The sequence below is a fragment of the Halegenticoccus tardaugens genome (assembly GCF_004116405.1).
Taxonomy (GTDB): Archaea; Halobacteriota; Halobacteria; order Halobacteriales; family Haloferacaceae; genus Halegenticoccus; species Halegenticoccus tardaugens.
In genome coordinates this window covers 186,073-202,785 of the sequence record NZ_SDIC01000001.1, presented here as the reverse complement: position 1 = coordinate 202,785, position 16,713 = coordinate 186,073, and the positions used below count along the sequence as shown (strand labels likewise).

At 68.8% G+C, this 16,713-nt stretch carries 17 protein-coding genes; 8 read left to right on the top strand and 9 right to left on the bottom strand.

The window, feature by feature from the left end; genetic code table 11:
• Positions 1-162 precede the first annotated feature (162 nt).
• Positions 163-1,386: an RNA-guided endonuclease InsQ/TnpB family protein gene (locus C3L37_RS01075; RefSeq protein WP_129112771.1), complete on the top strand. Its 1,224-nt coding sequence runs from the start codon at positions 163-165 to the stop codon at positions 1,384-1,386.
• Positions 1,387-1,664: 278 nt separating this feature from the next.
• Here the strand turns inward: C3L37_RS01075 and infB are convergent, their stop codons facing one another.
• A complete protein-coding gene (gene infB / locus C3L37_RS01070) occupies positions 1,665-3,467 on the bottom strand; it encodes a translation initiation factor IF-2 (RefSeq protein ID WP_129112770.1) in 1,803 nt (600 codons plus the stop codon).
• Positions 3,468-3,626: 159 nt separating this feature from the next.
• Here infB and C3L37_RS01065 point away from each other — a divergent pair, with 159 nt between their 5' ends.
• Both C3L37_RS01065 and C3L37_RS01060 read left to right on the top strand, forming a co-directional pair.
• Positions 3,627-3,872: a PRC-barrel domain-containing protein gene (locus tag C3L37_RS01065; protein WP_129112769.1), complete on the top strand. Its 246-nt coding sequence runs from the start codon at positions 3,627-3,629 to the stop codon at positions 3,870-3,872.
• The gene (locus tag C3L37_RS01060) at positions 3,873-4,331 is read left to right on the top strand and encodes an NOB1 family endonuclease (protein ID WP_129112768.1); all 459 of its coding nucleotides are present in this window, start codon (positions 3,873-3,875) and stop codon (positions 4,329-4,331) included.
• Between the two features lie 90 nt (positions 4,332-4,421).
• Here the strand turns inward: C3L37_RS01060 and C3L37_RS01055 are convergent, their stop codons facing one another.
• Both C3L37_RS01055 and C3L37_RS01050 read right to left on the bottom strand, forming a co-directional pair.
• Positions 4,422-5,171 carry a CPBP family intramembrane glutamic endopeptidase gene (locus C3L37_RS01055; RefSeq protein WP_164974628.1) on the bottom strand — a complete coding sequence of 250 codons (750 nt, stop codon included), beginning with the start codon at positions 5,169-5,171 and terminating at the stop codon, positions 4,422-4,424.
• Between the two features lie 41 nt (positions 5,172-5,212).
• Positions 5,213-6,541: a glucose-6-phosphate isomerase gene (locus C3L37_RS01050; RefSeq protein ID WP_129112766.1), complete on the bottom strand. Its 1,329-nt coding sequence runs from the start codon at positions 6,539-6,541 to the stop codon at positions 5,213-5,215.
• A gap of 98 nt (positions 6,542-6,639) precedes the next feature.
• On the opposite strand from C3L37_RS01050, the gene C3L37_RS01045 reads away from it, so the two are divergent.
• Positions 6,640-7,152, top strand: a complete 513-nt coding sequence (locus tag C3L37_RS01045; protein WP_129112765.1) for a hypothetical protein — start codon at positions 6,640-6,642, stop codon at positions 7,150-7,152.
• Between the two features lie 3 nt (positions 7,153-7,155).
• Here C3L37_RS01045 and C3L37_RS01040 read toward each other — a convergent pair whose 3' ends face one another.
• The 3 genes from C3L37_RS01040 to C3L37_RS01030 form a co-directional block, all read right to left on the bottom strand.
• Positions 7,156-7,899: a CehA/McbA family metallohydrolase gene (locus tag C3L37_RS01040; protein ID WP_129112764.1), complete on the bottom strand. Its 744-nt coding sequence runs from the start codon at positions 7,897-7,899 to the stop codon at positions 7,156-7,158.
• Complete coding sequence (locus C3L37_RS01035; protein WP_129112763.1) at positions 7,896-8,597, bottom strand: CDP-alcohol phosphatidyltransferase family protein; 702 nt, start codon at positions 8,595-8,597, stop codon at positions 7,896-7,898. The genes C3L37_RS01040 and C3L37_RS01035 overlap by 4 nt, the downstream gene beginning before the upstream one ends.
• Positions 8,598-8,708: 111 nt before the next feature.
• Positions 8,709-9,314: a GNAT family N-acetyltransferase gene (locus C3L37_RS01030; RefSeq protein WP_129112762.1), complete on the bottom strand. Its 606-nt coding sequence runs from the start codon at positions 9,312-9,314 to the stop codon at positions 8,709-8,711.
• A gap of 239 nt (positions 9,315-9,553) precedes the next feature.
• Here C3L37_RS01030 and C3L37_RS01025 point away from each other — a divergent pair, with 239 nt between their 5' ends.
• Positions 9,554-10,003: a DUF5812 family protein gene (locus C3L37_RS01025; protein ID WP_129113377.1), complete on the top strand. Its 450-nt coding sequence runs from the start codon at positions 9,554-9,556 to the stop codon at positions 10,001-10,003.
• 34 nt (positions 10,004-10,037) lie between these two features.
• Here the strand turns inward: C3L37_RS01025 and C3L37_RS01020 are convergent, their stop codons facing one another.
• Positions 10,038-10,364, bottom strand: a complete 327-nt coding sequence (locus C3L37_RS01020) for a hypothetical protein (RefSeq protein ID WP_129112761.1) — start codon at positions 10,362-10,364, stop codon at positions 10,038-10,040.
• Between the two features lie 80 nt (positions 10,365-10,444).
• Between C3L37_RS01020 and secF the strand changes: the two genes are divergently transcribed.
• Together secF and C3L37_RS01010 are read left to right on the top strand one after the other, a co-directional pair.
• Positions 10,445-11,323 (top strand): protein translocase subunit SecF, encoded by an 879-nt coding sequence (gene secF, locus C3L37_RS01015; protein WP_129112760.1) that lies wholly within the window; start codon positions 10,445-10,447, stop codon positions 11,321-11,323.
• Entirely contained in the window at positions 11,323-12,900 is a 1,578-nt protein-coding gene (locus C3L37_RS01010; protein WP_129112759.1) for a preprotein translocase subunit SecD, read from the top strand. Before secF ends, C3L37_RS01010 begins: the two co-directional genes overlap by 1 nt.
• Positions 12,901-13,142: 242 nt before the next feature.
• Here C3L37_RS01010 and rnhB read toward each other — a convergent pair whose 3' ends face one another.
• Positions 13,143-13,793 carry a ribonuclease HII gene (gene rnhB / locus C3L37_RS01005; RefSeq protein ID WP_129112758.1) on the bottom strand — a complete coding sequence of 217 codons (651 nt, stop codon included), beginning with the start codon at positions 13,791-13,793 and terminating at the stop codon, positions 13,143-13,145.
• A gap of 178 nt (positions 13,794-13,971) precedes the next feature.
• Complete coding sequence (locus C3L37_RS01000; protein WP_129112757.1) at positions 13,972-14,994, bottom strand: DMT family transporter; 1,023 nt, start codon at positions 14,992-14,994, stop codon at positions 13,972-13,974.
• Between the two features lie 216 nt (positions 14,995-15,210).
• Between C3L37_RS01000 and C3L37_RS00995 the strand changes: the two genes are divergently transcribed.
• A complete protein-coding gene (locus tag C3L37_RS00995; protein WP_129112756.1) occupies positions 15,211-16,521 on the top strand; it encodes a tRNA pseudouridine(54/55) synthase Pus10 in 1,311 nt (436 codons plus the stop codon).
• Positions 16,522-16,713 lie beyond the last annotated feature (192 nt).

Below are 16,713 nucleotides of genomic sequence, written 5' to 3'. Positions count from 1 at the left end.
CTTTGGTTCATCTAAATTTCGAGGCGGAGGCCCCTTCCTCAACGGAGTGAGCGAAGCGAACGGAGTAGGGAGGCGAGGAGCCGACAATTCCGCAACGAACCACGTTCTCCGACAGTCCTCCTCCCAAACTTTAAGTAACACCGATACGCTATGTGAAACGTCGTGGAATACCGTCGTACCGCCGTAATCAAGCTCGACGTGCCTCAAGACGCCGATGCGTCCCTCCGTGAGACGGTCGAGCAATTCAAACACTGTGCAAACACCGCGAGCGAATGGTGTTGGCATGGCGACGACGGATACCACGTTACCTCGAAGGCCAAAGCAGAACGCGCCTTGTACGACCAACTGCGAGACGAAACCGACCTTACCGCGAACCTCGTGCAGAAAGGGGTTCGTCGGGCGGTCGAAGCCGTCAAGAGCGGTGTGGCGAGACTGAAACGCGGTGAACGAACGTCGCAACCCTACTTCTCCGCCAAGAGCGCGGTCTACGACAAACGCAGCGCGACGTTCTACCGCGACTACGTATCGCTTTCGACCGTCAACGGGCGCGTCGAGTGCGACTACATCCTTCCCGACGACCCTGAGCGCCATCCACGAACGTACCTCGATGACGAGGACTACGAGTTCCGCATGGCGACCCTACAGCGTCGGGATGGCGAGTGGTTCCTTCATGCTTCGATGCGGAAGGTCGAAGCCGACGACCCCGAACCCGACACCGAGCACAGAACAGTCCTCGGTGTGGACCTCGGGGTGAACAACATCGCTGTTTCGTCCACCGGTACGTTTTGGTCCGCCGATGAGTTCAACCACTGGCGTCGGGAGTACGAGAAGCGCCGTGGCTCGCTTCAACAGCGAGGAACGCGAGCCGCCCATGAAGCCATCGAAGGCGTCGGTCGCAAGGAGTACGGACGCTTCGAGATATACCTCCACGGCGTAGCGAACGAACTCATCGAGGAGGCCGTCGAATACGGCTGTTCGCACATCGTCTTCGAGGACCTGACGCATATCCGCGAGAACATCCCGCAGGCGACGTGGCACCACGTCTGGGCGTTCCGTCGGTTGTTCCAATACGTCGAGTACAAGGCGGCGGAACACGGTGTCGAAGCCGTGCAAGTCCCGCCGAACCACACGTCCCAACGCTGTTCGACGTGCGGCTGTACTCACGAGGACAACCGCGACGGCGAGCACTTCGAGTGCTTGAAGTGTGGGTATCAGAACCACGCGGATTACAACGCGGCGAAGAACATCGGTTATCGGTATCTCCGTCGGAGGCAAAATGCAGCCGACGGAGGCGCACCAGTAGACGTGCGCTTGAATCGCGGGACGTTGAACGTAAGTGGGGAGTACGTCCCCCCTGCTACCACGGACGGTGTTCGCAAGACGTAGTCTTGCGCAACCCACCAGATCCGGAGGATCTGGGGGTGGCATAGAACGGGAGTCCACGCGAAAGCCCTCCCCTCACCGAGCGAGGTCGTCAGACCGAGCGAAGTAGGGGAGGGTAGTTTACCGACGGGTCACGGTGGTTCGAACGCGGGGACGCTCCGCCGTGAGGGCGGATAGTTTTCCAGGCAACGACCTGCTTACATATCAGTCCGTTAGAGTATTTTGGCGGGGGTGGCCCCGATAGCCATCGAATCGCCTACACAGACGACTACACAAAACGCCTACTTCCCCCAGAAGGGGTCGCGGCGGCGGTGTTTGTCGAGGTAGCCCTGGAGCGCCTCGAGTTCGTCCGCGGGGATCTCGCTCGACAGCTCCTGTTCGAGGATCTTCGCGTGCTTTTCGGGCAGTTCGATCCAGAGTTCGTCCCCCTCGTCGATCTGGCGACCGACGGTCGGCCCGTCGATCGCGACGCTCACCCGCGAGCCGGCGCGCGCCTGGGAGATGTCCTCGCCCTGCTCTTGGATGCCGTTTAGCTGTCCGACCCGCGTCGGCTCGTCGCCCTCCCACTTGGCGGCGTACTGGTTGTTCTTCAGGGTGCCCGCGAGCACCTCGACGCCGACGACCGCGGGGTTGCTCTGGCGGAACACGTGATCCTCGAGGACGCGGAACCGGCAGGGGCGGACGATCTTGTCGAGCACGGTCTCCTGCTGGGCCCGCTTTTTCTCCTCGACGAATTCCTCGTAATCTTCGATCAACCGGTAGATCACGTCGTGACCGAACAGCCGGACGTCGCCCGCCTCGATGTCGTCCTCGGCGTCGGGCAGTACGTCCACGCTGAATCCGAGGATGACCCGGTGTTCCGGCTCGCGCGCGGTGCCCGCGATCGCCACGTCGCGGGGGGCGACGTCGCCGACCTCCGCGCGGAGGATGGGCACCTCCGCCTCCCGCAACGCGTTCGCCATGGCCTCCAGACTGCCGAGCGTGTCGGCCTTGACGACGACGCCCTCCTCCCCCGTCTCGACTTCGATCTCCGCGAGTTCGGACTCGACCGCCTCGATCACCTCGTCGAGGTCGCGGTCGCGGACGACCCGAACCGGCGCGCCGGCCATCGCGTCCTCCAGGTCGGGCGCGGCGATCTTCACGCCGGCCGCGGCGGAGACCTCCTCGACGCGTTCGAACCGCTTTTCGGTCCGGATCTCCGCGAGCGGTCGGGGCTGGAGGAGCGCCCGGACCTCCGTGACGATGGGGCCGTTCGTCCCGCCGACGACGATCCGCTCGCCCCCGCGGATCGTCCCGTCGTAGAGCACCACGTCGAGCGTCGCGCCGAAGCCGCGCTCCTCTTTGACCTCGAGGACGGTCCCCTTCCCCGGCCCGGCGATGTCGATCTGCATCTCCTCTTTCATGTACCGCTGGGAGAGGCCCATGAGCACCGCGAGCAGGTCGGGGATCCCCTCGCCCGTGATCGCCGAGAGGGGGACGACGCCGACGTTCTTCTGGAAGTTCTGCACCCGCCAGTAGAGGTCGGCCGAGAAGCCCTGCTCGGAGAGGTTGCCGATGATCCGGTAGAGGTTCTCGTCAAGCCGCGAGCGCGCCTGCGTGCTCTGGGCGTCGTAGGTCCGCTGGATCGGCGCGCCCTCCTGCGCGTTCCACCCGGCGGTCGTGTCGATCTTGTTGGCGGCGACGACGAAGGGCGTGCCCGTCCGTTTGAGGATGTCGATCGCCTCGATCGTCTGCGGCTGGAAGCCGTCGTTCACGTCCACGACGAGGATGGCGATGTCCGCCAGCGCCCCGCCGCGCGAGCGGAGGGTGGTGAAGGAGTGGTGGCCGGGCGTGTCGATGAAGAGCAGCCCCGGCAGGTCGAAGTCGTCCGGGTCGACGAGGCTGCCCGCCATCCCCGAGATGGTGTCGAGGGGGACGGCGGTCGCCCCGATGTGCTGCGTGATCGCGCCGGCCTCGCCCTCGCTGACGGCGGAGCCGCGGATCTTGTCGAGCAGCGTCGTCTTCCCGTGGTCGACGTGGCCCAGCACGGCGACGATAGGTGTGCGAAGCGCTTCGGTCGGATCGCGTGTATCAGTGTCAGCCATCGAGATCACCCAAGAGAAATGCTCTTGTAGGGATTGAGCCGCGGATCGTAATTAAGTCTTTCAACTTCGCGGGACGCGAAACGGAGGCGCACCTCCGCGGTCGATCGCCCCTCGACCGTACCCCGTGGCGTTTATGTGACGCCGGCCGAATACGCCCGTATGGCCGATATACTCGCCGAAAACCTCTCGGGGAAAGCCGTCATGGGATCGGACGGGACGGAACTCGGGATGCTGTACAACATCACGATGAACCTCAAGACGGGGACGCTCCACGATCTCGTCGTCGATCCGCACGAGGCGATCTCGCCGAAGAAGACCCCGTTCGAGCAGGACGAGGAGGGCCGTCTCAACGTTCCGGTCGGCAGGGTGCAGGCCGTCAAGGATTACATCGTCATCCAGCGGTAGATGCACGTTCTCGACACGTCCGCGTTCATCCACGAGTACCACACCGACGAGCCGACGGCGTCCATCGCGCTCGTCCAGGAGGAACTCGAAGGCGAGCACGCCTTCCGCTTCGACGCGATGGAGGGCGCGGGGATGCACATCCACATCCCCGCGGAGGGGGTCGTCGAAACCGTCCGCCGGGCGGCCGGCGAGACGGGCGACCGCGAGGTGCTCTCCGAAACCGACGTCAGGCTCCTCGCCGCCGCCTTCGAACTCGACGCGACGCTCGTCACCGACGACTACGCGATGCAGAACGTCGCGGAGCGCCTCGGCGTCGACGTCGAGGCCATCGCCCGCGACGGCATCGACGAGCGCCGCGACTGGACGTTCCAGTGCGCCGGGTGCGGCCGGGAGTTCGACGAGCAACACGACCGCTGTCCCATCTGCGGGAGCGACCTCTCCCGGAAGAACCCCGCCTGATCGGCGGGCGCTCGCCGTCTGAAAGCGACACCGGGCGCCGCCCGGGATGCGTCGAGTGCCGTCCCGGTGCGTCGTCTTCGACTCCGTTATTCAACCGATCGCGCCCGTCAGCGCCGCGTACTGGACGACGAACAGCACCGCGTTGTACCCGCCGTGGATGACGGAGGGGACGAGGATGTTGCCGGTTCGCTCGTACACGTAGCCGAGGACGCCGCCGAGGAGCGCCGCGATCGCGGCGTACGCCAGCTGCTGACCCGGCGAGCCGGAGACGCCGAACACGTGGACGAGGCCGAACACCGCGGAGGCGATCGCGATCGCGCCGGCCGCGCCGAGCGCGCGGCGGAGCAGTCCCTGCACGACGCCCCGGAACAGCAGTTCCTCGGCCGGCCCGACGAGAAGGAGCGTCACGGGGATCATGTAGAGGAGGTACTCCGGGGCCCGCCGCCCCGTGGTGACCACCTGGTTCTCGCCGGCCCCGACGCCGACCGCCTGCAGCAGCGCTCCGAGGAGGAACTGCGCGGCGAGGAGACCGACGATTCCGGCGACGACGAGGAGGGCGTCGCGTCCGGTCGGCCGCCGGAGCGGGATGAGCCCCCAGTCGTTCGTGACGACCAGATACCCGAGCACGGCGAGCCCGAACCCGACGAACTGGAACGCGGTCGAGACGACCCGGCTGCCGATGCCGTCGGGCCGAACGATGCCGAGGTCGGAAAACAGCTCAGCCGCCGGCAGCGCCAGCGCGCTCGCACAGAGGAACGCGCCGAACACGACGAGAAGCGCCTGTCCGAGGCGGAGCAGCCCGCCTTCCGTCCGTCGGCTCGTCGCGCTCTCCGCTACCATTGTTTCGGATAGGACAGGGGTTCTGATAGGCGCTCCGATTCCTACTCGACTTCGAGCCGCCGTTTGTCGCTCACGGCGTCGGCCTCGGCGAAGTCGCCGCCCCCGAGCAGCCCGCGGGCCGCCCGCTTGCCCCATTCGACCGCCGGCTGGGTGAACGTCGAGACGCCGTCGAGTTCGCCGAAGAGGATGCACGCCGCCTCCATCCCGTAGAGGAGTTCGCCCAGCCCACGCTCGTCGACGCGATCGATCTCGATCCGGACGTTCGGCCGGCCGGCCGCCGCGAGGCTCGCCTCCGTCGCCTCGAACTCCGCGTCGAGCAGGTCGCCGAGGCTCGAGCCGCCGAGGTACGACAGGCCGTCGAGGTCCGTCTCGGGGATCGCCCGATCCTCGCGCTCTCGCGGGCGGACGAGCGTCACCAGCTTGTTCCGTGGTCCCGCGCGGTAGAGCTGGAGCTGCGAGTGCTGATCCGTCGCGCCGAGCGCCCGCGCCGGCGTCTGGCCGACGCCGTCCTTGCCGAGGCTCTCGGCCCAGAGCTGGGCGAACCACTCCGCGAAGTACTCCAGCGACTCCGCGTAGGGCATCATCGCGTTGATCGACGCGCCGCGGCGGTCGAGCGCGTACGCCGCCGCGCCGTAGGCGTAGGCCGGCGACTCGAACAGCGACCCGGAGAGATCCTCGGCCGCCGCCGCGCCGCCGTCGAGGATCGCCTCGACGTCGCGGCCCTGAATCGCGGCGCAGGCCAGCCCGACCGTCGAGAGCGCCGAGAAGCGCCCCGGAACCCCTTCGGGGACGTCGAGCGCGGGCAGGTCGTGCTTCTCCGCGAGGCCGCGGAGGTTGCCCGCCTCGCCGGTCGTGACGAACGTGCGCTCTGTCCAGTCGACGCCCGCCGCCGCCATCGCCTCGCGGACGACGAGGAAGTTCGCCAGCGTTTCGGCGGTCGTCCCCGACCGGGAGACGACGTTCACCGCCGTCCGGTCGAGCGGGAGCGAGTCGAGGAGCGCCGTCGCGTGCGCCGGGTCGACGTTGTCGAGAAAGTGCGCCTCGACGCCCGTCTCAGTCGCATTTCGGGAGTCTGAGCGTCCCACCGGCGCGTCCGAGAGCCCCTCCGCGATCGTCGCCGCGCCCAGGGCGCTCCCGCCGATACCGACCGTCAGCACGGCCTCCGCGTCCGCGAACGGCTCCACGGCCGCGCGGATCGCGTCGGCGTCAGTCGTCGTCGGGAGGTTCAGCGAGGCGTAGCCGTGCTCGGCGTCAGCGCGACCCCGTTCGATGCGTTCGTGCGCGTCGGCGACCCGCTCGTCGAGCCGTTCGAGCCCCTCGCGGGAGATCCCCGGCGAGGCGTCGAGGACGTTGCCCAGATCGACGTACATGGAAGGAGCCGCGTCCGGAGGCGGTAAAGTCGTTGTCCTCCGGCCGCGATCGGGCCGCGATCGGACGGTTTAATCGCCACCGGCGACAAGGCGAGGTGATGGCCGACGGCTACAACGGCGTCTTCGGGGCGATCCCCTACGCGCTCTGGCGAAGCGACTCGTGGCTCTTTCGCGCCTACGTCGTGGTCAGCACGCTCGTCGCGCTCGCGGTGTCGCTGCTCGTTCTCTTCGCGCTCATCGTCCTCATCGGCAACACGGCGCAGCTGCAGGGCGGCTCGCTCACGGTCTCGCGGGCGTTCTACGTGATCGTCGGGCTGTTCGTCGTCGGGCCGCTGCTCGCGCCGACGCTGCTCGTCGCGCGCCGCCACCGCCGGGGGTTCGCGCGCGCGGACCACTACGACGCGCTCCTCGCGCTCGCGGGCTTTCTCTTCCTCGGCTCGCTGTACGTCGGGCTCGTGATCACGGTCCCGCCCGCCCAGCAGACGCCGGGCGTCGGGCCGGCGGTCGAGTTCCTCTACGCCCTCCCCGCGGCCTACGGTCTCGTCCCGCCGCTCGTCTGCGCGCTCCTCATCGCCGCGGTTCACCGGTACGCGAGCGCGCGCGGGGAGTGAGGTTCAGATGACCGAGACCGCCCTGAGACCCGAGAGGGTCTTGAGGCGGGCGTTTCGCGCGTACTTCTTCACGTAGCCGCCGACGGAGATCCGACTGCCGCCCCCGCGGGTCCGGCCGGCGCGCATCGCGGCGAGGACGGCCGTCGGATCGGTCGGATCGTCGACGGCGACCTCGGTGTAGCCGCGGCCGACGAGTTCCGCCCGGTGGGCGTCGCTGCCGCCGAACTGCGGATACCCCCGTTCGTCCGCGAACGCCGCCGCCTGCGCGTTTCGGACGCCGGTGACCGTGTGCGCGTTGTACGCTTCGATCCCGTCGAGGCGGTCGCCGCAGGCGTCGATCGCCGACGCGCGGACGCCGTGTCGGAGCCGCTGGAACGGGTGCGGAGCCACTCCGACGCCGCCGAGCGACCGAACGGTCGCCAGCGTCTCGGAGAGCGGGTGCCCCGGCTCCGGCACCCGGTCGACGCCGAGCGCCAGGAGGTGGCCGTCGGCGGTCGACACCTCGACGCCCGGCAGGCCGAGCAGCCCGTACGAGGACGCGAGCGCCGCGGCGCGACGCGACGCCCCGATCGCGTCGTGGTCCGTGACGACGACGCCGTCGAGATCGACCGCGCGGGCTCGATCGAGAACGCGTTCGACCGACTCCTCGGAATCGTACGAGTCCGCCGTGTGGACGTGCGGGTCGATCCTGACGACCGACCGCGGGGGTCGTCGGTCGGGCGTGCGGTCCGTCGTGCGTCGGCTCATACGTAGCCGTACTCGATCAGGAGACAGAGACCGGAGGCCACGACGGCGAGGACGCCAGCGAGGAAGTGGCCGCCGGCCGTCTTGTACGCCTTGTAGTCCGAGACCATGAGCGGACAGACGAGGAGGATCGTCGCGGCCGCGACCCAGCCGTTCCAGACGCCGACGAACGCCGACAGCAGGTAGTTCGCCACGACGACGACGTTCGTGTGGACGACGGTCGTCCCGTGGTAGTAGCTCGTCCCGCCGTCGTCGCCGAACCCCTCGCTGTTGTGGCGGACGAGCCGCAGGCCCCCGAACGCGAGGACGGCGAACCCGACGACCGCGCTCGCGACGATGTGCGGCGAGAGCGCGTAGTGAAAGAGCAGCGCGCCGGTGACGAGGTAGGCGAACACGTCGATGAAGGAGTCGATCCCCCGGCCGAATCGCGACTCGACGCCCAATTTTCGGGCGTAGTAGCCGTCGAGCTTGTCGAAGGCGAACGCGCCGAACATGACGATCACCGCCCAGTTCGGTTCCCCGGAGAGGAACAACAGCGCGCTCACCCACGCGACGAAGAGCGCGGCGAGGCTCAGGTAGTCGGCGGGCGTCAGCCGACGGAGGATGTCGGTTCGGTCGGCGGATCGGACGCGCCGACGGTTCGCCCCGGCGTCGATGCGCTCTCGCACCCCTCGGATCGTCGACCTGAGTTCGTCGGTCATCTGGCTCTACCTCACACACTCGGCCGCTGACTCATAAATTTTCCCCAGATCTAAATATTACGTAATTAAATATATAGCTACGGGGGCGTATATAGCTCACCGAAGGGCGGATCAGCGACGAACCGGGGCGGTCGTCCGGCGCGCCAGTCCGAACAGGCGGTAGTAGGCGTGGATCCGCTCGCGGCGGAAGCCGTTCGCCTCGAACACCCACTGCGAGGGTCTGTTGTCCGCGGCGACGAGCGCGGTGGCCCGCCCCGCGCCGAACTCGTCGCGCGCCGTCGCCAGCGCGGTCGCCACGAGCGCCGTGGCGATCCCCCTGTTTCGGTGGACCGGATCGACGAACAGCCGGCGGACGTACGCGCCGTCGAACGTCAGGTCGGTCTCCAGCGGCCGGACGTAGAGGCTCCCGTCGGCGCTGAGAAGCAGGTATCCGGCCGTCTCGCCGCCGCTTCGGGCGACCACGACGAGTTCGTCCGGGCGGCGCTCGTCGAACGCGGCGGGACGCGCGTCGAGGTCGTCGGGGTCGTTGGGGCCGGAATCGTCGGGGTCGCAGACGCGGAGTTCGACGCCCGATTCCGGGGCCGGCCGGGCGACGTCCCCGTCGTCGAGATCGGTGACGTACTCGTACATTCGCGTCCCCGTCACGCCGAGTTCCCGCAGCGACTCGTAGAGCGCCCGCCCGTACCGGTTCCGGGTCAGCCGCCAGAGTGGAAGCATGCGGTCGACGAATGACGCCTCGTGACTATATAGCCGGCGTACGACGCGGTGCCAATCGCCAGCGCGCGTCGGACGATCGCCGGCTTCGACCGCGTCGATCCGGTCGCCGCGCGACGAAACCCCGAAAAGGGCCGACCGCCTACGTCGCGTCGATGACCGAACGCGACGGAGCGACGAACCGCGCTGACACGGACGAACCGACGGCCGCCGGCGACGCGGGCGACGACGCGAAGGAGGGGATGTTCCTCGTCACCGCCGCGGACGAGCGCACCGCGGTGCTGAAGGACGTGAACGACGGGCAGGTCCACGCGCTCTCGTCGAACCCGGGGGTCGAACTGCACGACGCCGTCGAGGGGATCGTCGCGCCCGACCCGCCGATGGACGTCTCGTGGCGGCTGGTCGAGGTCGAATCCCGCCGGCCGCTGTCGATCGAAGAGAGCGACGAGTCGCCGACGGCGTCGACGAGGGAGATCGCCGCCGGGCAGGAGGTTGGCGGTCTCACGCGGAAACCGCGCGCCGGGACGGGCGAGATCCACGTGCTCACCGTCCCCGAGGAGGACACGGCGGGAGCCGTCCGGGACGTGCTCGACGACGAGGAGACGACGCTCGCGCGCGCGGCCCGACTCGGCGTCTCCCGCGTCGAGGTTCGCTCCGCGCCCGGCGTCGTGAGCGTCCGCTACACGCCCTGACGTTCGTCCGCCCTTCTTCCGCCCTTCTCGCGCCTCACCCCTCTTCCTCCGGCCCGGCGGCGCTCTGGACGAGCCACCCGCCGCGCATCCGCGCGTCCCGTTCGACGAACTCGACGGCCGTCTCCGGACCCATCTCGTCGCCGCCGTCGACCGCCTCGATTCGGAGCGGCACGTCGAGCGTGTCGCCGCAGCAGCCCACGTCGGCGAACTCCTCCCACTCCTTGCCGACGAACACCTCGCCGACGGTCCGCCGGAGGTAGTTCACGTACCGCTCGCCCTCGACCTGTTCGCGCCCCCAGTCGCTCAGCGCCGCCGGGTACGAGACGACGACCCGGTCGGCCGCGCGCCGCGGTTCGTTCATAATTCGGCTACGCGCCGCGGCGGGATAGATCCCGCGGCGGATTGAGAAGGCTTATTCGGCACGCCCTCACACCGCCGCGCATGGTCTCGTTCGACGTACCGGAGATCGATTACACCCGGTACACGAATCGTCAGCTCGCGGCGGTCCCCCTCGCGGTGCTGGCGCTCGCCCTCCTCGTCATCGCGGGGTGGTACGTCGCCACCGGCTCGCCGGTCGCCATGGGGCTCGACTTCACCGGCGGGACGGAACTGCGAGTCTCCGTGGACGCCTCGTCCGATCAGGAGGCGCACGAACAGCTCGAAAACGCATTCGCCGACGAACCGGAGTCGATCCGGTCGGTCCCCGCCGACGGGACGTACGTCGTGACGTTCAAATCGTCCGACGCCGGTCCCGAAGCGCTCGAACGGCAGGCGCAGGACGCCGGCTTCGGGGTGCAGTCCGTCGACTCCGTGTCGGCGAGTTTCGGCGCGGAAACCCAGCGGCTCGCGCTCGGCGGCGTCGTGCTCGCGTTCGCCGGGATGAGCGTCGTCGTCTTCCTCCTGTTTCGGACGTTCGTCCCCTCGATCGCCGTCGTCATCTCCGCGTTCTCCGACGTCGTCATCCCCGTGGCGATGATGAACCTCCTCGGCATCGAACTCACGCTCGGGACGGTCGCGGCGCTCCTGATGCTGATCGGGTACAGCGTCGACTCCGACATCCTGCTCAACAACCACATCCTCCGGCGGTCGGGCGACTTCTACGAGTCGACCTACCGCGCGATGCGGACGGGCGTGACGATGACGCTCACGTCGCTGTCGGCGATGATCGTCATGACGATCACCGCGACGCTCTTCGGCATCCAGCTTTTGACCGCCATCGGCACGATCCTCGTCTTCGGTCTCGCGGCCGACCTGATGAACACGTACCTGCTCAACCTCAGCCTCCTCCGCTGGTACAAGTACGAGGGGGTGAAGCGCTGATGGGCGCGATCCGCGACAACTGGCGGGTGATCCTGCTCGCCGTCTTCGTGCTGGCGAGCGTCTTCGCGCTCTTCTCCCCGACGGTCGCCACCGACCAGGGGCCCGGTTCGCCCGGCACGGCGAGCGAGGGCGCGACGAACCTCAAGTTCGGACTCGACCTCTCCGGCGGAACGCGAATCCGCGCGCCCCTCGTCGGCATCACCGCGGAGGACGTGCGGTTCGGCGGTGACAGCCCCGGGGAAGTAGAGCGGAACGTCGCGGACGAACTCCGGAACGCGGACGTGACGGACGTGACGGCGCGTCAGACGAACCAGTCCGGCGGAACCGTCGAGGTCACGCGGGAGAACGTCTCGCAGGGTGAGCTTCGGACCGCGCTCGACCGCGCCGGGTACGACCACGGCGAGGTGAGAGACGGCGTCACGGAGCAGACCCGCGAGGAGACCGTCCGAATCCTCGAAGACAAGATCAATCAGGCCGGCCTCTCCGGCGGCACCGTCCAGGAGGTGACGACGGCCTCCGGCGAGCACTTCATCCTCATCGAGGTGCCCGGCGAGGACCGCGGCGAGGTGCTCGACCTCGTACAGCAACGCGGGACCGTCACCATCGACGTGTACTACCCGACGGAGGAGAACGGCTCGACGGAGTACCAGCGAGACACGGCGGTCCTCGAGCGCGACGACTTCCAGTCGATCGGCAGCGCACAGCAGGGCGAGGGCGGCCAGCCGCCGAGCGTCCCGGTCGTCGTCCGCGAGGAGTCCGCGGAACGGTTCCAGCAGAGGATGGTCGACACGGGCGTCGCACAGGAGGGCGGCTCGGTCTGTACGTACGAGGAGGACCGCCAGAACACCGGCCCGTGCCTGCTCGTCGTCGTCGACGACGAGGTCGTAAGTTCGTTCGGGATGCACCCCGATCTCGCCGGAAGCATGCGGTCCGGCGAGTGGGCGAACGACCCCTCGTTCGTGCTGCAGACCACGAACATCTCGGAGGCCCAGCAGCTGTCGATCAACCTCAACGCCGGCGCGCTGCCGGCGACGCTCGATCTCGGTCCCGACGGCGAGGGTACCTCCTCTTTCATCTCCCCGAGCCAGGGCGAGAGCTTCAAGACCGACTCGCTCATCACGGGCGTCATCGCCGTGTTCGCGGTCAGCGGCGTCGTCTTCGTCCGCTACGGCGAGGCGAAGGTCGCGCTGCCGATGATCGTGACGGCGCTCTCGGAGGTCGTCATCCTCCTCGGCTTCGCCGCGGGCATCGGCTATCCGATCGACCTCGCGGTCGTCGCCGGGTTCATCGCGGTCATCGGCACCGGAGTGGACGACCTCATCATCATCGCCGACGAGGTGATGGCCGAAGGGGACGTCACGAGCCGCCGGGTGTTCAAATCCCGCTTCCGGAAGGCGTTCTGGGTCATCGGCGCCGCCGCCGCGACGACGATCATCGCGATGAGCCCGCTCGCGGTGCTGTCGCTCGGCGACCTCCAGGGCTTCGCCATCTTCACCATCCTCGGCGTCCTCGTCGGCGTCCTCGTCACGCGTCCGGCGTACGGCGACATCCTCCGGTCGCTCCTGACCGACCGCTGACGCCGGCGGCGCGTCAGCCCGCGACGTTCTCCTTTCTTTCACCGATCAGCTCGCCGAACGGTGGCCGCCACGGTGAAGCGCTCACGGGGTGGAGGTGAGGGCATGAACGTCCCGTCGATGACCGATCCCAAGGGTGCCTTCGACTACATCGTCCTCTTCATCCTCGGGAGCGCGGCGCTGTTCGGGTTCATCTTCGCCGGCCTGTACTTCGGGGTCCTCTAGGCCGTCGAGTACCCTCCGTCTCAAAACTCCGACAGCGCGGACTGCTCGGCCGCGGCGAGGAGGTCGGAACACGTCCGCCACGACGAGCGCGCGCAGGCCGGCAGCCGCCCCCGCTCGCGGACGTACTCGCGGAGGAACTCGCGGGTCGTCGGATCGCTCGGGTAGCCGCTGCCGACGGAGCCGTACTCCGCCGCGAGCGCCTCGATCCGCGCGTCGCGTTCGACCTTCGCGACGACGCTCGCCGCGCCCACGAGCGCGTGTCGTTCGTCGGCCCCGTGTTCGGCCGCCACCTCGATCTCGGTTCCCGCCTCTCCGACGCCCGCGCGGACGCGGCGGCCGAACCGCGCGGGGTCCACGTCGCAGGCGTCGACGACGACCGCGTCGCCGTCGTCCGCGACCGCCGCGACGGCCTCCGCCTGCGCCGCGACGGTGAGCGCGTTCATGTTCGTCTCCGGGTCGTCGATCCGCGCCACGCCGACGACAGCCACGCCGATCGACACGCCGTCCGCGGCCCGAAGCTCCGCGGCGATCGCCTCCCGGCGGGGCGGCGCGATCCGCTTCGAGTCGTCGACGTCGGCGGGGAGGGCCGACGGCTCGGCGCGAACCGCGGCCGCGACCATGGGACCGAGGACCGGTCCCCTCCCCGCCTCGTCCGCGCCGACGCGCTCCATGCACCCGCAGTGGCGGACGACGCATTAATCGGTTTCCCTCCGGATCGGATCGTCAGGCTCGCGCGCTTCGCAACGGTCGGTGCTGGATCGTCTCCACCCTCACGGTGTTCACCGTTCGGTCGTCTCCCCCTCCACGGTGACGACCGCTCAGTCGTCCCACCTTCGCGGCGAACGCCGCTCAGTCGTCCGCGCACACCCGGTCGCCGGCGCGACTATCCGGAAACGCGCCGCCTTCCGACACGTAGACGTTCTCCACGGACTTGCCGCGGCTGACGCGGGCCTGGAGGCGGACCACTCGCGGAAAGAGCCGTTCCCACTTCAGGAGGCCGAAGCCGACGAAGATGACGACGAAGCCGACGACGGTCGTCGCGGTGATCGTCTCGCCGAGGACGAGCCAGCCGGCGAGCGCGGCGACGGCCGGGACGGCGTAGTTGACGAGGCTGATCTCGATCGCGCCGACGCGTTCGAGCAGGTCGAAGTAGATGAGAAAGCCGAGCGCGCCGGCGACGACGGCGAGGTACGCGAGCGAGACCAGCGCGCCCGGCGTCCAGGCGACGTCCGCGAGCCCCGGTTCGGCGAGCGCCGGGCTGAGCGCGTGCAACATCGCGGCCCCGAGGAGCATCATCCACGCCTGCGCCGGGGCGAGCGGGAGCGTCGCGCGCATGCGCTGGACGAGGACCGCGCCGAACGCGAAGCTCGCCGCCGACGCGAAGAGCAGCGCGACGCCGTAGAGCTGATCGCCGACGGCGGCGGGGTCGGGGTCGGCGACGATCGAGACGCCGATCAGCCCGAAGAGCACGCCGAGCGCCCCGGCGCGACCGACGCGCTCGTCGGACAGGAGCACCCAGGCGAAAAGCGGCGTCAACACGGGGGCCGTGCTGAGGACGATCGCACCCATCGCGCTCGTGACGTACTGCTGCCCGGTGAAGAGCAGCGCGAAGTGCACGCCGATGAGGAGCGTCCCGCCGACGGCGACGAACCGCCACTCGTCCGCCGTGGCGGGTCGCCAGCGCTCCGCCGTCGCCGCGGCGTAGCCGAGCAACAACAACCCGGCGACGTCGTACCGCAGCGCCGCGAACAGAAGCGGCGGGAGCACGTCGAGGCCGGACTTGATGGCCATGAAGGACGTGCCCCAGACGACCGCGAGCGTCAGGAACAACGCCTCGTTTCTGTGTCGTGAGATGAGCCGAAGAGATGTCATGATGATGTAACTACGGTGGTGGTATCGGTCCTACCCGTCCGACGCACATGAAATTTCTCGGATTCGCGGTATCACGACCCACGCCACCCGTCGGCAGGCGCTCACTCCGACCAGCCGATGTGTCGAAGATCGGATGGGACGCCGACGCCTCGCGGGAGCGGGTGCGAACCGCCGCGAAAGCGAAAACAGTTACCGTCGCCCCCGCGGAGGTCGGGCATGGAGATTCCCGAAGACGTTCGTGCGCTCGCGGACGCCGGACCCGTCTGCGACGCCTGTCTCGGTCGCGTCTTCGCCGACCGCAGTCACGGGCTGACGAACGCGGAGCGCGGGCGGTCGCTCCGGATCGCGGCCGCCCTCGACGCCGACGAGCCGTTCGAACCGGTCGACGTCGAGGCGTGCTGGGTGTGCGAGGGCGAGTCGGGGCGGTTCGACGAGTGGGCAGAACGCGCCGCGGCCGCCGTCGAGGACGTGGAGTTCGACACGTACCAGGTCGGCACCCGCGCGCCCCCGCTGATCGAGGAGAACGAACTGCTGCTCCGGGAGGGGGCCGGATTCCCCGAGGACGCCGGCGAACCGTTCAAATCGGAGTGCAACCGCGAGGTGGGAAAGCGGGTCGGGAGGCTCACCGGGACGCGGGTGGACTTCTCCCGGCCGGACGTGCAGTTTCTGCTGGACGTCGAGCGCGGGACGGTCGAGGCGACGGTCAACTCCGCGTTCGTCTACGGGCGGTACCGAAAGCTCGAACGCGACATCCCGCAGACCGAGTGGCCGTGCCGCGAGTGCGACGGCAGCGGCCGGCGGGGGCGACGGTCCTGCGACCACTGCGGCGGGACCGGCTACCTCTACGACGAGAGCGTCGAGGGGTTGACCGCGCCGGTCGTCCTCGACGTGATGGACGGCACGGAGGCGCTGTTCCACGGCGCGGGCCGCGAGGACGTGGACGCGCGGATGCTCGAAACCGGAAGGCCGTTCGTGATCGAAGTGAAAGAGCCCCGGCGGCGAAGCGTCGACGCGGAGCGCCTCGAGGCGGACATCAACGCCTTCGCCGAGGGGAAGGTCGAGGTCGAGGGCCTGCGCCTCGCCACCTACGAGATGGTCGAGCGGGTGAAGGAACTCGACGCGAGCAAGACGTACCGCGCCGAGGTCGAGTTTGGCGACGACGTGACCCCCGAGACGCTCGCGGAGGCGCTCTCCGAACTCCGCGACGCGACCGTCGAACAGTACACCCCCAGACGCGTCGACCACCGGCGGGCGAATCTCACGCGGACGCGGACGGCGTACGACGCGAGCGGCGAACTCGTCGACCCGCGTCACGCCACCGTCGAGATCCACGGGGCGGGCGGGCTCTACATCAAGGAGCTCGTCTCGGGCGACGACGGCCGGACCGAGCCGAGTCTGGCGGGGTTGCTCGGCGTGCGCGCGACCGTCACGGCGCTGGACGTGGTCGCCGTCGAGGGCGAGGACGAACCGTTCGAGCGCGAGGAGTTCTTCCGAGAGTCGCCGGACGACGACGGTACGTCGCCCTGACCGACGACACCGTTTTGCCCGCCCGGCCCTCACCTGATACTGAGGTAAGTTACCGTGTGTCACCACATCGAGAGAGACCGGGACGCGTTGCGGGAAGGGCACCGCGAAGCCGAGGAGGAACCGGAGGTAGAGGAAACCGCGCGCGAAGAACGAAGGGAGAAGAAACCGACGCCGGCGGACGACTGAGCGGTC

Coding starts and splice junctions, on each gene's coding strand:
- infB (WP_129112770.1), bottom strand. CDS start 3,467: ATGGCTGACACTGATACACGCGATCCGACCGAAGCGCTTCGCACACCT.
- C3L37_RS01065 (WP_129112769.1), top strand. CDS start 3,627: ATGGCCGATATACTCGCCGAAAACCTCTCGGGGAAAGCCGTCATGGGA.
- C3L37_RS01060 (WP_129112768.1), top strand. CDS start 3,873: ATGCACGTTCTCGACACGTCCGCGTTCATCCACGAGTACCACACCGAC.
- C3L37_RS01055 (WP_164974628.1), bottom strand. CDS start 5,171: ATGGTAGCGGAGAGCGCGACGAGCCGACGGACGGAAGGCGGGCTGCTC.
- C3L37_RS01050 (WP_129112766.1), bottom strand. CDS start 6,541: ATGTACGTCGATCTGGGCAACGTCCTCGACGCCTCGCCGGGGATCTCC.
- C3L37_RS01045 (WP_129112765.1), top strand. CDS start 6,640: ATGGCCGACGGCTACAACGGCGTCTTCGGGGCGATCCCCTACGCGCTC.
- C3L37_RS01040 (WP_129112764.1), bottom strand. CDS start 7,899: ATGAGCCGACGCACGACGGACCGCACGCCCGACCGACGACCCCCGCGG.
- C3L37_RS01035 (WP_129112763.1), bottom strand. CDS start 8,597: ATGACCGACGAACTCAGGTCGACGATCCGAGGGGTGCGAGAGCGCATC.
- C3L37_RS01030 (WP_129112762.1), bottom strand. CDS start 9,314: ATGCTTCCACTCTGGCGGCTGACCCGGAACCGGTACGGGCGGGCGCTC.
- C3L37_RS01025 (WP_129113377.1), top strand. CDS start 9,554: ATGTTCCTCGTCACCGCCGCGGACGAGCGCACCGCGGTGCTGAAGGAC.
- C3L37_RS01020 (WP_129112761.1), bottom strand. CDS start 10,364: ATGAACGAACCGCGGCGCGCGGCCGACCGGGTCGTCGTCTCGTACCCG.
- secF (WP_129112760.1), top strand. CDS start 10,445: ATGGTCTCGTTCGACGTACCGGAGATCGATTACACCCGGTACACGAAT.
- C3L37_RS01010 (WP_129112759.1), top strand. CDS start 11,323: ATGGGCGCGATCCGCGACAACTGGCGGGTGATCCTGCTCGCCGTCTTC.
- rnhB (WP_129112758.1), bottom strand. CDS start 13,793: ATGGAGCGCGTCGGCGCGGACGAGGCGGGGAGGGGACCGGTCCTCGGT.
- C3L37_RS01000 (WP_129112757.1), bottom strand. CDS start 14,994: ATGACATCTCTTCGGCTCATCTCACGACACAGAAACGAGGCGTTGTTC.
- C3L37_RS00995 (WP_129112756.1), top strand. CDS start 15,211: ATGGAGATTCCCGAAGACGTTCGTGCGCTCGCGGACGCCGGACCCGTC.